We start from the raw sequence: 15,277 nt of genomic DNA on the forward strand, positions 1-15,277 counted from the left end.
CTGCACCGAAGAGTGGCCGGCTGGGCCATCCGGCGCGGGATAATCCCCTGGCACCGGATCACCGCCCCCCTTCGCACGGCCAGAGCAGAGGAGCGACGACGTTGTCAGCACGCCCTTCGAAACGCCGCATCGCCATCATCGGGGCCGGCTTCACCGGCAGCGTCCTCGCCGCGCACCTGATGCGCTGCGCCGATGAGCCGACGAGCCTGCACCTGATCGAACGCACACCCAGCGTCGGTGCCGGGCTCGCCTACTCCACGCCCAACGCCGCGCATCTGCTGAACGTGCGCGCCTACAACATGAGCGCCTATCCGGATGACCCGCGGCACTTCCTGCGCTGGCTGTGGGCGCAGGATGACGGGGCCGGGGCGGTGCCGCCCAGCGGACACGCCTTCGTCTCACGCGGCCGCTACGGCGCCTACATCCAGGACGTCCTGCGGGAGGCCGTAGCCGCCGCTCCACCTCACGTCTCGCTCACCGTGTCGCAGGCGGAGGCGGTGGACATCGCGTCGGACGCGCGGGGCACCCGGCTGCGGTTGGGCAACGGCACCAGCCTGTCGGTGGACACCGCGGTTCTCTGCGTCGGCAACTTCGCCCCCTCGCCGCCTCCGGTCCCGGCGCCGGAGGTCTATGCCTCCAGCCGCTATATAGCCTCGCCCTGGGACTGGCCGGCGCTGTCCACGATCGCCCCCGACGCGCCCGTGCTGATCCTTGGCACCGGGCTGACCATGGTGGACACCGTCCTGTCGCTGGAGGACCAGGGGCACCGCGGCCCGATCGTCGCCCTGTCGCGCCGTGGCCTGCTGCCCCAGACGCACGAGGAGACGCGCCCCTTCAGAAGCTTCATCCACCCGCAGGTGATGCCGCGCACCGTTCTGGACGTCATGATCGCCCTGAAGGCCGACGTCCGCCGCGCGCGGGAGACCGGGTTCGACTGGCGGTCGGCCTTCGACGCGCTGCGCCCCTACCATCACCTGATCTGGAGCCATCTGCCGACCGAGGAGCGGCGGCGCTTCCTGCGCCATGTCCGCCCCTATTGGGAGGTCCATCGCCACCGCATCGCGCCCGAGGTGGCGGCCCGCATCGCCGCCCTCTGCGCCAACGGGCGGCTGGCCATCCGCGCCGGCCGCCTGCAAACGCTGACTCTCCTCCCGAACGGGGTTGAGGCGACCGTCCGCGCCCGTGGGGCGGAGGGAACCGTCTGGACCCGCAAGGTGGGGGCCATCGTCAACGCCACCGGCACCGAGTGCGACTTCAGCCGGATCGCCCACCCGCTCGTCAAGGCGCTGCTGACGCGCGGTCTGGCGCGGCCCGACCCGCTGCGGCTGGGGCTGGACGTCACCATGGACGGCGCCCTGATCGGCGAGGACGGTCGGGCGTCGGACCGGCTGTTCGCCCTCGGCCCGGTCAGCCGGCCGCCCTTCTGGGAGATGACCGCGGTGCCCGAGCTGCGCAACCAGTGCGCCCAGGCCGCCCGGCACATCGCCGGGCTGCGGCGGTCCGCCTACCCCCTGGCGGAGCCGGCCTTTCTGGGCGCGCGGGCGGTGCCCTGACGGATGGGGGGACCGGATGGGAGTACCGGATCGCGCCCCCGCTCCCCTCACCAGGGGGTGCCGTCGCGATGCGTGAAGAGATCCGTCACGCTGTCGTAGCGCAGATCCTCGTCCGGGTAATGCGCCTCGTCCCCCGCGCTGCGGTCGCCGACCTCCAGGTAGGTCGCCGGTTCGTCGGAACGGTTGACGAGCTGGTGGCCGTCGGGCTTTCCGGCCGGAAAGCCGGCACACATGCCGGGACGCAGGACCGTCTCGCCGGCGTCGGTGACCAGGGTCAGCTCGCCGTCCAGCACATAGATGAACTCGTCCTGGCGGGTGTGCCAGTGCCGCAGGGCGGAGGCGGCGCCCGGCTCCAGCCGGGTCAGGTTCACGCCGAAGTTGGTGATCCCCAGCGGGTTTCCCAGCCGCTTGCGCAGGCGTCCGGCAACCGCCGCGCGGAACGGCTCCGGATAGTCGGTGGCGCCGAGCTTCGCCCCGACCGCGGCGGGGTCGAGGACTGGCACGGTGGGCGGGGTACAGGCGGGGGGCTTGTCTGACAAAGGTGGGTCTCCCTTCACCGGGGAACGATACCGATCTCTGGATTCGGTCCGGGATCGTCACTGTAGGCCATCGGGCACGGACCGACCATCCGGCCTGTTGAGCCACCGGCCGGCCAACTCATCGGGGCAAGGCCCAACGAAAGGGGGAAAGGCGCATGGAGACGACGCTCTACATTCCACCGCTCGGCCTTGCGGGCCAGTTCGACGCGCCCGCCGATTTTGCGGCGGCGGTGATCTTCGCCCATGGCACCTCCAGCGGACGGATGAGCCCGCGCAACCTCCGCGTCGCCGCGCGATTGCGCGAGGCCGGATTCGCCACGCTGCTGATGGACCTGCTGACCGAGAAGGAGAGGTCCGACCCGGCCAACCAGTTCGACGTCCACCGCCAGTCCGAGCGCCTGCTGCTGGCCGTCCGCCACCTGCGCGCGACCACCGCGGTGGAGCGCAAGGCCATCGGCTTCTTCGGCGCCGGGTCCGGGGCGGCGTCGGCGCTGATCGCGGCCGGGCGCGCCGCGGAGCACGATGGCGTCGGCGCCGTGGTCTGCCGCGGTGGTCGCCCCGATCTGGCGGAGGAGTGGCTGAACGCCGTCGCCGCCCCCACCCTGCTGGTGGTCGGCGGCAAGGACGCCCCGGCGCTGGACCTCAACAACGACGCCTTCGCCCGGCTGCACTGCACCAAGGCGCTGGAGGTCGTCCCGGGGGCCGGGCGCCTGTTCGAAGAGACGGGGAAGCTGGATCAGGTGGCCGATTCCGCGCGCTCCTGGTTCGCCACCCATCTGCTCAAGGCTGCCAACGGCTGAGTGTGGGTCGACAGCGGGAGCGATGCGGGCTACCTCTGGTTTCCCTACCGCATCGCAGCATCCGGATCCGACCGCCCATGCCCCAGCTCGAAATCCTCAGCCGCCGCCCTGCCGGGCCGGTGAAGCCCGTGCCCCTGCTGTTCGTCCATGGCGCCTTTTGCGGCGGCTGGATCTGGGACGAGCATTTCCTGCCTTGGTTCGCCGAGCAGGGGTGGGAGGCGCACGCCGTGTCCCTGCGCGGACATGGCGCCAGCGAGGGGCGGGAGCGGCTGAACAGCTTCGGCATCGCCGACTATGTGGATGATGTTCTGAGCGCGGTGGACGCCTGTTCGGCGCCGCCGGTGCTGATCGGCCACTCCATGGGCGGCATGGTGGTCCAGCGAGCCTTGATCCGCCGCCGCTTCCCGGGGGCGGTGCTGATGGCCTCCGCCCCGCCGCACGGCCTGCTGGAGTCCACGATGCGGCTGGCCTGGAGCGATCCCTACGTGTTCCAGCAGATGGGCATGCTGATGACCTTCTCCAACGGCATTGAGGCGGAGGCGGTGCGCCGCGCCATGTTCTCCGACCGGGTGCCGCTGGAGCTGGCCAAGCGCTACGAGCCGCTGATGCAGGAGGAGTCGCAGCGCGTGCTTCTGGACATCGGCGGCTGGATTCCCTTCCCGCTCCTGCCGGCCCGCGGCGTCCGCGTGGCCGTGCTGGGCGCGGAGGAGGACCGGCTGATCCCCAAGGACCAAGTCGAGGCCACCGCCCGCGCCTTCCGGACGGAGCCGGTGTTCTTCCCGGAGATGGGGCACAGCATGATGCTCGAACCCGGCTGGGAATCGGTCGCCCGCCACGTCGCGGACTGGGTGGAAACGACCGTTCTGGCGAAACCGGCGCTGGAAAAGGCGGCGCCAAAGAAGACGGTTCCGGCGGCGCTCCCGGACACGGGCACGCGCGCCGCCGCCGACTAAAGCAAACTTCCGTTCGCTTTAGATTCACATCGCCTCACTCGCCGGCGAGCTTCGACCGCACATGCGGCCGGGATCGCCGTCGCGGTCCAAAGCGGATTGCAATCCGCTTTAAGGTCCCGGCGCGCCGCCGTTCACTGCGTGCGCAGGGTCCGCAGGAAGCCGCCGATCTCGCCGTTCAGGGTTTCCGACTGCTGGGCCAGTTGCCGGGACGCCTCCAGCACGGCGTAGGCCATCTTCCCGCACTGCCCGGCGGCATCGGTGACGCCGGAGATGTCGCGCGCCACGTCGCGCGTGACATCGGCGGCCTGCTGGACGTTGCGGCTGATCGCCTGGGTCGCCGCCCCCTGCTCCTCCACCGCCGACGCGATGATCGTGGCGATGCCGTTCACCTGCTCGATCACGCGCGCCACCCCGCCGATCTCCGCCACCGCCTCGCCGGTCGCGGACTGGACGCCGGCGACCTGGGCGGCGATCTCCTCGGTGGCGCGGGCGGTCTGGCTGGCGAGGCTCTTCACCTCGCCCGCGACCACCGCGAAGCCCTTGCCGGCCTCGCCGGCGCGCGCCGCCTCGATGGTCGCATTGAGCGCCAGAAGGTTGGTCTGCGCCGCGATGTCGTTGATCAGGCTGACCACGGTGCCGATCCGCCCGACCGCCTCGGCCAGCCCGGTCACCTTGCCGGTGGCGCGCTCCGACGCGGTGGCGGCGTCCCGCGCGATGCGCGAAGCGTCGGCGACCCGGCGGCTGATCTCCCCCACCGACCCCGACAGCTGCTCCGTCGCCACCGCAACCGTCTGCACGTTGGTCGAGGTCTGCTCCGTCGCCGACGCCACGGCACCGGCCAGCCGGTCGGTCTGCCCGGCGGCGCGGGTCATCTCCTGGGCCTCGCGCTCCATCGCCTCGGTTTCGTGCGACACCGACTTCATCACCTCGCCGACGCTCCGCTCGAACCGTTCGGCGAGATCGGCGAGGGTGCGGCGCTTGTCCTCCTCCGAGCGGCGCAGCGTGGCGGCCTGATCGGCCTCCAGACGCTTCTTCTCCTCGGCGTTGCTCAGGAACACGCGGGCGGCGCTGGCCATGGCGCCGATCTCGTCGCGGCGGGTCGCCTCGGGAAAGGCAACGGAAAGGTCGCCGTCCGCCAGAGCGTGCATGCGGACGCTGAGGCTGCGGATGGTGGCGCTGAGCCGCACCCCGACCAGCGCGATCAGGCAGACCGCCGGCACCGCCAGAAGGCCGGCCACCGCCAGAACGGTCCACAGCGTGTTCAGGAAGGCGCCGCGGATGTCGTCGATGAAGACGCCCGTCCCGATGTAGATGCCCCAGGGCTGGAAGGTTTTGATGTAGGACAGCTTCGCCGCCGTCTCGTCGCTGTTCGGGGCGACGTTCCAGAAATAGCCGTAGGTACCCTCCCCCGAGGCCTTGGCGATGCGCGCCATGTCCATCAGGATCGGCGCGCCCCTGGTGTCCTTCACGCCGGACACGTCCTGCCCCATCAGCTTCGGGCTGGGATGGGCGAAGCCGAAGCCGTCCAGCGTGATCGCGAACAGATACTCCTGCCCGCCGTAGCGCATGCCGAGAAGCGACCGCTTGAAGCGGGACTGCGCCTCCTCCCGCGTGATCTGCCCGGCGGCGGCCTCCGCCTCGTAGGCGGCGGCCATGCTGTGGGCGGCCTCGACCATGAAGCGGAGCGACTGGACGCGGTCCGAGTGCATGCGCTGGTAATTCAGCCAGAGGCCGGCACCGACGATGGCCGCCGACGCGATGCTTGCCAGAGCCACCAACCCCCAAAGCTTCGAGCGGATGGACACATTATCGAACATGACAACCTTTCCGACAAATCCGCGCCGATGGGCGGTGGCACGCATGAGCGTTTCCATGCCAGAATGCTATCGAAGCAATCGTGACTCATTTGTTAATGGTTTTATTTAATTTTGTTCAAAGAAATTCGAACAACTTCAGAGCAACCATCGAGATTGTTTTGGTGCCTCGGCCCGAAAATAGATAACTCAAAGGAGACTTAAAAGAATGCGGCAACCAGCTTTGGTTGCTCCGCTCACGCGCCGGGGGCTGATTTCTGCGTCAGGACGAGAAAGACCTTTTCCTCGAGCTGCTCCGGGGTGAAGGGCTTGGCGATGTAGGCGCTGACGTTGTGGGCCAGAGCCCGCTCCACCGCCTTCAGCGTGGCGAGCGCCGTCACCATCAGGAAGGGCAGATCGCGCCGCACCTCGCGCACCCGGCGCAGCACGTCCAGGCCGCTGGCCTTCGGCATCATCCAGTCGCAGACGATCAGGTCGTACGCGCCGTCCCCGGCCAGCCGGAGCAGCGCCTCCTGGCCGTCCGACGCCGTGTCTATGTGGCCGATGCCGAGGTCGCGCAGCACCGATTCGACGAAGTGCCGCGGCCCGTCCTCGTCGTCGACGACCAGAACGCGGATGGCGCCGAGGTCGATGAAGGGCACGCCGATCACCCCCAGCGCCCCGCGCATCCAGGAGGCGCGGGCCGAGCGCTCCTTGCCGCCCGTGGCGCCCAGCAGGAAGGAGCGCACGAAGCGCGGCCGGTGCACCTGCCGGTACAGCGCCTTGGCGACCGCCGCCCGGCTCTTGCCGCGGCAGAAGGCGCCGTCGCCGGCCAGCCGCACCATCTCCAGCACCGTGTCGGGGTTCGGCTCGTCCTTGCCCTGGAGGGGGCTCAGCAGACGCTGGGTGCGGATGAAGGCGTTCTGGATCTCGTCGATCTGCCCGGCCATATGGTCGCGGGCTTCCTCCGCAAAGGCGCTGTCGAGCACGAGCTTCTGGACCTCCGACAGCCCCTTCAGCTTCTCGGTCTTCTCCTTCCAGCAGTCGAGCAGGCGTCCGGCGAAATCCCGCCCGTCGAAGAATTGGGTCAGATATCCGTTCACCGCCCGCTCGGCGCTCGGCGACAGCGGCATCCTCTGCAGGACGAACAGGATGCGGAGCTTCTGCATCAGCGTCCGCCCCTTGGTGATCTCGGGCAGCGTGTCCTCGTTGACGAGCAGAGCGCTGCGCCGCTGGAGCGCCGCCTCCGTCCGGGCACCGCCGAAATAGCCCTCCCCCGTGCGCAGCCGCTGCGACACCTGGCTCAGCGCCATGATCTCCCGCTGCACCGCCTCCACCCCGAACAGGTCGCCGGCGCTGGTGATGGTGAAGCGGTCAGGCTTCGACAACTCGCGGCGCAGCGCGACGATCAGGCTGTCGCTCAGCACCGGCATGGCCGTGCGGCGCACCAGCGTCTCAAGCCCCTTGAAGACCGGTGGCGCCTCGTCGGACAGCGGCTTGTCCCCGGCGATCAGCGTCACGATCATGTCCACCCGGTCCACGAAGGGCGCGTCCAGGGAACAGGAGGCGGTGCCGGTGTCGCTGCGCAGGATCTCGCCGAGCAGCCGGTCGAGCGGCGCCAGCGCGTCGGCGTCCTCCAGGCCGTCCGCCAGCTCCAGCAGGAGCCGCGCCTTTTCGGCGAAGCTGCGGCCCTGGTACAGGTGCGTGGTCAGCGCCGCATCGACCATGAAGCGCCCGGTGAAGGCGTCGCGGGCGGCGATCAGCCGCTCCGCCGTCGCGGCGTAGCTGGCCGGAGTCAGGTCCGGCGGCTGGGCGTCCTTCAGCCGCTCGCGGGTCACCCGGGCGACCTCGTTGACCAGGGCGGTCAGCGCGCCCTTGCGGTCCATCGCCCGTTCCGCCTGCTGCAGGATGGCGACGAAGGTCGGGATGTTGGACAGGCTCTGCTGGTGGCGGGGGGAATGCAAAAGCTCGGTCGGGGTCAGCGCGTTCTCGTCGAAATAGCGCTGGCAATGCCGGCCGATGCTGTCGCGGCCCTGCGGGGTGTAGAAGTCCTCCGGGGTCCGGCAGACGACGGCGTCGCTCCCGCCATCCGCGTCAAGGTCACGACCGCTATCCCGGCCGTCCGCGATGCTCTGGTCCGATGCCATGCCCTAACCCCGTCTCATTCGGCCAGCAGCCCGCGCACCGCCTCGATCAGGCGGTCCGGGGCCACTGGCTTCATGACGATCCGGCGGCCCGGCTGTGCCGTCATGTCCGCCGCCGTTTCATGGGACGCGTAGCCGGTCAGGAAGAGTATGCGCAGATCGGGGTTGCGCTCCGCCAGGGCGCGGCTCAGCTCCAGCCCGTTCATGCGGGGCATGGACATGTCGGACACCACGGCGTCGAACAGCCCGCCGCATTCGTCCCAGCGCTCCAGCGCGTCCAGCCCGTCCACCGCCTCCGTCACCGTGCAGCCGGCTTCCTCCAGCGCCAAGCGGACGTAGGTGCGCACGGAATCCTCGTCGTCCACCAGCAGGATGGCGGCCCCCTCGTCCTCGCCCAGCCCCAGCCCGTCCGCCAGCGAACCGGCCTGAGCGGGAGCGGGAACGGCGGGCAGATGGATGGAGAAGACGCTGCCACGCCCGTCCGGCCCGGCCTCCATTTCCACCGCCCCGCCGGCCTGCTGGGCGGTGCCGTAGACCATCCACAGGCCGAGGCCGGTGCCCTTGCCCGGCTCCTTGGTCGTGAAGAAGGGCTCCCAGATGCGGTCGCGCACCGCCTCCGGCACGCCGCAGCCCTCGTCGATGACGCGGATCACGGCGTAGCGGCCGTGCGCCAGCGCGCCGTGCCGCCCGAAGAAGCCGGCGTCCGGCAGGGCGCTGTCCAGCGCGATGGTCAGGCGCCCGCCGTCCGGCATGGCGTCGCGCGCGTTGAGGGCGAGGTTCAGGATGGCCTGGTTCAGCATCACCGGGTTGGCGACGGCGTGCGCTTCCCCGTCGCCGATGCGGATGTCCAGATCGATGCCGGCGCTCAGCAGCGGCTTCAGGAAGACCTTCAGGTCGCGCACCAGCGGCGCCAGCGCCACCACCTCCGTCTCGTCCGACGGTCGGCGGCGCGAGAAGTCGAGAAGCTGGGCGGTCAGCGCGGCCGCCCGGTCGGACGCCTTGGCGATCTCCCGCACGCAGGTGGTGACGCGCGCCGGATCGTCCGGCGCCCGCTCGGCCAGCCGGGCGAAACCGCCGATGGCGGTCAGCATGTTGTTGAACTCATGGGCGATGCCGCCGGCCATGCGGCCCACCGCCTCCATCTTCTGCGACTTCTGAAGCTCCGCCTCCGCACGGCGGCGCTCGGTCACGTCGTTCAGCACCAGGAGAACCGCCGCCTCCCGCTGGTAGACCGCTGGGAAGGCGCCGATCTCCACATGGCGCTGCTCGCCCGACGGGCGGGCGATCGCGCATTCCACGCGCTGGTGGTCGCCCTCCGCGCCCATCCCGAGCCGCGTCGTCACGGCCTCCGCCTCGACGATGAAGCGGTTGAGGTCCACCCCCTCCAGCCCGCCGCTGCCGCCCACCCCTAGGATGGACGCCGCGGCGGCGTTGCCGAAGCGGATGGCCCGGCGGTCCCAGATGACGATGCCGTAGGGCGCCAGCTCGACCAGCTGACGGTAGCGCTTCTCGCTCTCGCTGAGCGCGCTGACGGTGGCCTCCAGCCGTTCCGTCTGGCCGGCGAGCTGCTCCTCGCGCCGCTTCAGCTCGGTGATGTCCATCAGGATCTTCACGATGCCGCCGGAGCCGGTGGCGTGCTCGCTGATGCGATACCAGCGCCCGTCGGACAGGCGGCCGTCCACCGGATCGGTGTGCAGCAGGTGGCGCTTCATCCGCTCGGCGATCCAGTCGGCCATCTCGCGGTCGTCGCCTTCGTACCCGCCGCGCTCGGCGGCGGCGCGCAGGATGTCCTTGAAGGCGGTGCCGGGCACCAGCACATCGGCCAGATTCGGGTAGGCGCTGCGGTAGCGCTCGTTGCAGAAGATCAGCCGGTCGTCCGGGCTGAACAGCACGAAGCCCTCGGAGATGCTGGACAGCGCGTCGTGCACCACCGACTGCATGAAGCGCGCCTCGACCAGGGCCAGAGTCTCCGCGGTCGTCTCGATGCCGGTGCCGCGGTAGCCGGCGAACCGCCCGTCCGCGTCGGTGAAGGGCTGGGCGCTGATGCGGAAGACACGGGTGTCGCCCGCCCCGTCGCGCAGCGTGATTTCCAGGTCGCGGAAGGCCCGCCCGGCCTCGATGTCGGCCAGATGGTCCAGCCAGGTGTCGGTGTCCTCGACCAGCGCGCCGAGGTCGAGCAGCGAATCGCCGAACACCGGCGCCGGATCGCCGCCGAGAAGCTCCGGCAGCCGTTCGGACACGTAGGTGTAGCGGTGGTCGGGGGCGCTTTCCCAGAACCAGTCGGACGCGGCCTCGGCGAAGTCGCGGAAGCGCTGGCGGCTGGCGGCCAGCTCCTCGTTGGCGGCGCGCAGCAGGCGGGCGGAGCGGTCCAGGGCTGCCGCCGCGGCGCGGGCGCGGCGCACCGACAGCACGGCCAGCGCCGCCATCGCCAGCGTCATCACGCCGAGCGGCAGCATCAGCCGGTCGCGCCCCTCCTCCGGCATCATCACGGCCAGCAGGCCGGCGGCGCCGAGCATGAGGAACAGCAGGTCGGTCAGCCCGCCCGGCCCGCGGCGCGGCGCCGCGTCACTGCCCGGCCGGACGGCACGGACGTCGAGGTCGGTGTCGGTGGGGGGCAGCCCGCCCCGGCCGGAAAGATCCACGGAGCCCCGCTCCATCGTCATGGGTGTACCGCCGCGCAAGGCGCGATCTGCATAGACCCGTAATAGGAGGGGAGCCGTTAACAGCCCGTTTCGCTGTTCGCCTTCGTACGATCGGATTCTACCGTGAGCATACGATTTCCACCGCTCAGCGCCGGTTCACCAGAACCAGGATCTTCTCTTCGAGCTGTTCGGGAGAAAAAGGTTTGGCGATGTAGGCGGTGACATCGTGGGCCATCGCCTCCTCGACCGCGATGATGGTGGCGAGTGCGGTAACCATCAGGAAGGGCATGTCGGGACGCACCGCGCGGACCAGCTTCAGGAACTCCAGCCCCGACAGGCGCGGCATCTTCCAGTCGCAGACGATGAGGTCGAAGGCGCCCTGCCGCTCCTCGAATCGGGTCAGTGCCTCGCGCCCGTCCTGGGCGATGGTCAGGTCGGTGATGCCGAGGTCGCGCAGGATCATCTCGACGTAGCCGCGGGCGGCCGGCTCGTCGTCGGCCAGCAGGACGCGCAGCGTGTTCATGGCGCGCATCGGCAGGCCGGCGCCGGCCAGCGTGGCGAAGAATTGGGCGAAGCGGTCGGCCCGCTGCTCCGTCGCGTCCTTGCAGCGGGCCAGGTAGCCGCGCAGGAAGGCGGTGGAACGGACATGGTGCCCGACCAGCTCGCGCGCCGCCGCCACGCATTTCCCCTCGGTGAAGGCGCCCTCGGCGAGCAGGCTGGCGAACTCCATGACCTCGTCGACGTGGGGCGGCCGGTCCTTGGCGATGCGGGCGAAGACCTTGTTGGTGCGCAGGAAGGTGTTCTGGATCTCGTCGAGCATGCGGACGTAGCGCTCGCGCAGGCCGTCCGGCAAGGTGGAGCGCGCCACGCGCCGTTGCAGGTCGGCCAGCGCCTTGATGCGGGCACGCGGCGTGCGGGCCGTTTCGAACAGGCGCTGGGTGAAGTCGCGGGCCTCCAGGTGGCGGCGCAGGTGGGCGACGATCATGCGCCGGCTGCGCTCCCCCGACACCGCCCCTTCGAAGGCCAGCAGATCGACGATGCGGGCGTAGTGGCTCTTGGCGTGCAGCACCGCCTCCAGCCGCGCGCCGGACAGCAGCAGCGCCACCCGCCGGTCGATCAGCCGGGTCGTGCGCTCGCCGCCGATCACCCCGCCCTTCACCGTCAGGCGCGCGGCGAGGAGGCTGATCGCCGACAGCTCGTCCAGCACCGCCGCGACGCTGTTCGGCTCCGCCTTGGTGCCGGACAGCGGCGTGTCCCCCAGCAGGGCGTGGTGAACCCCCGCCTCCAGCCCCAGCCGGGCGGCGCGCGCCTGATGGCGGGCGACGAAGGCGGACAGGCGGTGCAGGACCGCCGGGGCGTCGGGGTAGGACGGCGCCTCACCCCGCCAGACCATCGCCATGGCGTCGAGCACGCCGCGCAGCCCGTCCGCCCAGCCGAACAGCGCCTCGACCACCAGCCCGTTGGCCAGCATTTCCCCGACGATCTGGTCGAGGATGGCGATGCCCTCGCCGGACAGCCCGTCCCCGTCGAGCGAGAGGATTCGCACCAGCCGAAGCTCGTGGTTGCGCCCTTCCCCCAGCCAGGCGGACAGCCAGCAATCGATGGTGTGGCGCCCGGCGAAGCCCGGCGTCCGCGCCATGGTCTGGGCCACGGTGGCGGCGAACTGCTTGGCGTCGATGGACAGGGCGGTGCCGCTGTGGGCGCGCCGGGCGGTGACGGCCAGCACCTCCTGCTCCAGCCGCTTCAGCTCCTCCAGCCGCATGGCGGGGGAGCGGCGGCCGGGGCGGGCCTGCCGCTGGGCCACCCGCTCCAGCACCTGGACGCGGCGCGGCCAGTCGAGGAAGGAGCGCTGCGGCTCCACCTTGTGCAGAAATTCGGTGGGGGTGATGCCGCGCGTCTCCAGGAACTCCGCCAGTTCCTCCGCGATCAGGAATCGCGCGGCGGGAGCGAAGATTTCCTCGACCCGGACGCAGACGGCGGACTCCGGCGACTCCTCCGGCGCGTCGCCGCTCAGCTCGCCGAGAAGCGCGTCGACGTCGTAGGCGCCGATGGGAATGCCGTCGGTCGGAAGGGAGGAAGGCGGCGGCACGGCGCTCATCGATGCCCCGCCATCAGATCAGCAGCGCGTGGATCGTGTCGGCCAGCTCGTCCGGGTTGATCGGCTTGCGCAGGAAGACGATGCGGCGCCCGCCTGATTTCGGGTCTGCCAGCAGGTCGTCCAGGCTTTCGGTTTCCGGCGGGTAGCCGGACATCAGGACGGTCGGCAGGTCCGGGTTCTCCCGGCGCAGCGCGCGCGCCACCGACGCCCCGCCGACCTGCGGCATCACGAGGTCGGTCACCAGCAGGTCGAAGGCCCCCCCATGGTCGGCGTAGGCCCGCAGAGCCTCGGTGCCGTCGGCGGCGCAGACCACCCGCATGCCCATGTCCTCCAGCGTCAGGCGGATGAAGTCGCGCACCTGCGCCTCGTCCTCGACCAGCAGGACGGTGGCGGCCATCGACAGCCCCTCCATCTCGTCGTCCGCCGCGTCGAGGAGGAACGCGTCGTCCAGGCCGGGGACGTCCGCGTCCTGCGGTTCTGCGACGTCCTCCGTCGGCAAGCGGAGCGTGAAGACGGTGCCGCGCCCCAGCTCCGTGTCCACCTCGACGTCGCCGCCTGCCCGCGCGACCGTGGAATAGACGAGCGCCAGCCCCAGCCCGGTCCCGGCCCCCGGTTCCTTAGTGGTGAAGAAGGGTTCGAAGATGCGGTCGATCACCGCCGGATCAATGCCGCAACCGGTGTCGGCAACGGTGATGATGACTCCGAGATCGTCCGTCCGCTCCACCGCGATGGCGATCGGCCCGCCCTCCGGCATGGCGTCGCGCGCGTTGAGCACGAGGTTGAGCAGCGACTGGTGCAGCAGCGCCGGGTCGATGGTCACCACCGCTCCGCCCCCAGCGCCCTCGATCCGCAACGGGTGGCGCTCGCCCAGCGTGGGGCCGAGGAAGCGGCGCAGGTCGTCGATCACCGCGCCGACGCGCACGGGACGCGCCGCATCGGTCTGGCCGGGCCGCCCGAAGCTGAGAAGCTGGGCGGTCAGGCCGGAGGCGCGGTCGGTCGCCTTGACGATCTCGGTCAGGCACTGCTCGACCCGCGAGCGGTCCTGCGGAGCCCGACGGGCCATCTGGGCGAAGCCGCCGATGGCCGTCAGCATGTTGTTGAACTCGTGCGCGATGCCGCCGGCCAGCTGGCCGATGGCCTGCATCTTCTGCGCCTGCTGGATGGCGCGCTCCGCCTGCTTGCGCCCGGTGATGTCGGTGAGGACGAGGAACCATGCCGCCTCTCCCTCCACCGCAAAGGGGTGGATGCCGACCTCAAGCTCGCGCAGGGCGCCCTGCGCGGTGACGAAGCGGGCCTCGACCGGCGGCGGAGCTTCCAGGCCGCTGCCGGGCGGGGGCAGCCAGTCGAACAGGCGCTGCACCCCGTCGAACTCCGTCGCCTCGACCAGCGGGATGCGCAGCATCGCATCGGGATCGCCATTGCCCAGAATCAGCGCGGCGGAGCGGTTGGCGAAGCGCAGCCGCAGCCCATCCCAGATCAGGATGCCGTAGGGCGCCATCTCGACCAGCCGGCGGTAGCGCGCCTCGCTGTCGGCCAGCGCCTCCTCGTGGCGCTTCAGTTCGGTGATGTCGGTGAGGATCTTGACCACGCCGCCGAAGCGCGTGGCGTGCTCGCTGATGCGATACCAGCGCCCGTCCCCAAGCTGGTGGTCGGTCGGCGGCCCGCTGCGGATGTGGCGGTTCAGCCGCTCGGCGATCCAGTCGGACGGGTCGCCCAGATCGTCGCCGGCCGCCCCCCGCTCCACCGCGACGCGCAGCAGGTCGGCGAAACGGACGCCAGGGATCAGATGGTCGGACAGCAGCGGGTAGGCGGCGCGGTAGCGGTCGTTGCACAGCACCAGCCGTCCGTCGGCGCCGAACAGCACGAAGCCTTCGGACACGCAGCCGATGGCGTCGGACAGCAGCGCGCGGAAATGCGCCTCGCCCTCGCCTGGGTGACGGCTCGCCGGGCTCTCCACGACGGCGTCGAGCCGGTCGCGCAGCGCCCGCAGCGGCTCCCGCAGATGGGCCAGCGCGCCGGGCGGCGCGGCGGAGAGCCGCGCGCCCAGGGTGTCGAGGAGTTCCGCAAGCTCTTGGTCGGGCCGGTCCATAACCCGGCATTCAACCATTACGCCCGGTCCCCCCGCCAGTTGATTCCGCGCTCAGCCCTGCTTCGGGAAATGGTGATGGCCGTGGTCGCAGACGCCGCGCGAATGCTTGTCGTCGCAGCTTTCGCCGGACGCGGTCAGGCCGATCCAGGCGTGCAGCGTGTTGGGGTCGAATCCGGCCTTGCGGTCCACCCCGACCTGGAGCAGCGGGCGGCGGATCAGGTCGCGGTCGGCCAGCAGGGCGGCCAGCGCCGACTCCTCGTCCAGCTCGTCGGGCTTCACGGCGCCGGTCTTCACGGCGGCGGCGCGGCGGTTGAACCAGTCCTCGACCGGACGATCCTCGAAGAAGGGGCGGAGGGTTTCGGCGGTCAGCGGCTCGGCGGCCAGATCGCGCTCCACCAGCGTGTGGCCGGCGGCCTGGAGTTGAAGCTTCTGCTTGGCGTTCGCCGTGCAGCCGGACAGGCCGTAAAAGATCACTTCCGTCATGGGGTTGGTGCTCCGCATCGAAACAGGACGAATTAGGTCCAGTCTACCGGCGCGGAGACCGGGGGTGCCGGTGACGGAATGTCGCACCCCTCTCCCCTCTCCCCTCTCCCGCCCCCGGGAGAGGGAGGGACCCGCCGCGAAGCGGTGGGAGGGTGAGGGTATCGCCAAGGATCACCGGCTCCA

The 15,277-nt window shown here is 70.7% G+C and carries 10 protein-coding genes; 3 read left to right on the forward strand and 7 right to left on the reverse strand.

The window, feature by feature from the left end:
* The first annotated feature begins 101 nt into the window (after nt 1-101).
* Entirely contained in the window at nt 102-1,553 is a 1,452-nt protein-coding gene (locus tag ABAZ39_RS07660) for an FAD/NAD(P)-binding protein (protein WP_038528198.1), read from the forward strand.
* 47 nt (nt 1,554-1,600) lie between these two features.
* Here ABAZ39_RS07660 and ABAZ39_RS07665 read toward each other — a convergent pair whose 3' ends face one another.
* On the reverse strand, nt 1,601-2,092 hold the full coding sequence (locus ABAZ39_RS07665; protein WP_081862918.1) for a cupin domain-containing protein: 492 nt from the start codon (nt 2,090-2,092) through the stop codon (nt 1,601-1,603).
* 155 nt (nt 2,093-2,247) lie between these two features.
* On the opposite strand from ABAZ39_RS07665, the gene ABAZ39_RS07670 reads away from it, so the two are divergent.
* Nucleotides 2,248-2,892 carry a dienelactone hydrolase family protein gene (locus ABAZ39_RS07670; protein ID WP_038528202.1) on the forward strand — a complete coding sequence of 215 codons (645 nt, stop codon included), beginning with the start codon at nt 2,248-2,250 and terminating at the stop codon, nt 2,890-2,892.
* Nucleotides 2,893-2,969: 77 nt separating this feature from the next.
* Entirely contained in the window at nt 2,970-3,845 is an 876-nt protein-coding gene (locus tag ABAZ39_RS07675) for an alpha/beta hydrolase (protein WP_038528204.1), read from the forward strand.
* A gap of 131 nt (nt 3,846-3,976) precedes the next feature.
* Here the strand turns inward: ABAZ39_RS07675 and ABAZ39_RS07680 are convergent, their stop codons facing one another.
* From ABAZ39_RS07680 to ABAZ39_RS07705, 6 genes are all read right to left on the reverse strand, one after another.
* A complete protein-coding gene (locus ABAZ39_RS07680; protein ID WP_038528207.1) occupies nt 3,977-5,662 on the reverse strand; it encodes a methyl-accepting chemotaxis protein in 1,686 nt (561 codons plus the stop codon).
* A gap of 233 nt (nt 5,663-5,895) precedes the next feature.
* Nucleotides 5,896-7,785, reverse strand: coding sequence for a response regulator (locus tag ABAZ39_RS33935; protein WP_051657866.1), 1,890 nt, complete (start codon nt 7,783-7,785; stop codon nt 5,896-5,898).
* 14 nt (nt 7,786-7,799) lie between these two features.
* Nucleotides 7,800-10,424 (reverse strand): hybrid sensor histidine kinase/response regulator, encoded by a 2,625-nt coding sequence (locus ABAZ39_RS07690; protein WP_247881551.1) that lies wholly within the window; start codon nt 10,422-10,424, stop codon nt 7,800-7,802.
* 145 nt (nt 10,425-10,569) lie between these two features.
* On the reverse strand, nt 10,570-12,522 hold the full coding sequence (locus ABAZ39_RS33940; RefSeq protein ID WP_051657868.1) for a response regulator: 1,953 nt from the start codon (nt 12,520-12,522) through the stop codon (nt 10,570-10,572).
* Nucleotides 12,523-12,535: 13 nt separating this feature from the next.
* A complete protein-coding gene (locus ABAZ39_RS07700) occupies nt 12,536-14,611 on the reverse strand; it encodes an ATP-binding protein (protein ID WP_051657869.1) in 2,076 nt (691 codons plus the stop codon).
* A gap of 51 nt (nt 14,612-14,662) precedes the next feature.
* Nucleotides 14,663-15,094: an ArsC/Spx/MgsR family protein gene (locus ABAZ39_RS07705; RefSeq protein ID WP_038528209.1), complete on the reverse strand. Its 432-nt coding sequence runs from the start codon at nt 15,092-15,094 to the stop codon at nt 14,663-14,665.
* Nucleotides 15,095-15,277 lie beyond the last annotated feature (183 nt).

It is taken from the genome of Azospirillum argentinense, from assembly GCF_000632475.1.
Lineage (GTDB): Bacteria > Pseudomonadota > Alphaproteobacteria > Azospirillales > Azospirillaceae > Azospirillum > Azospirillum baldaniorum.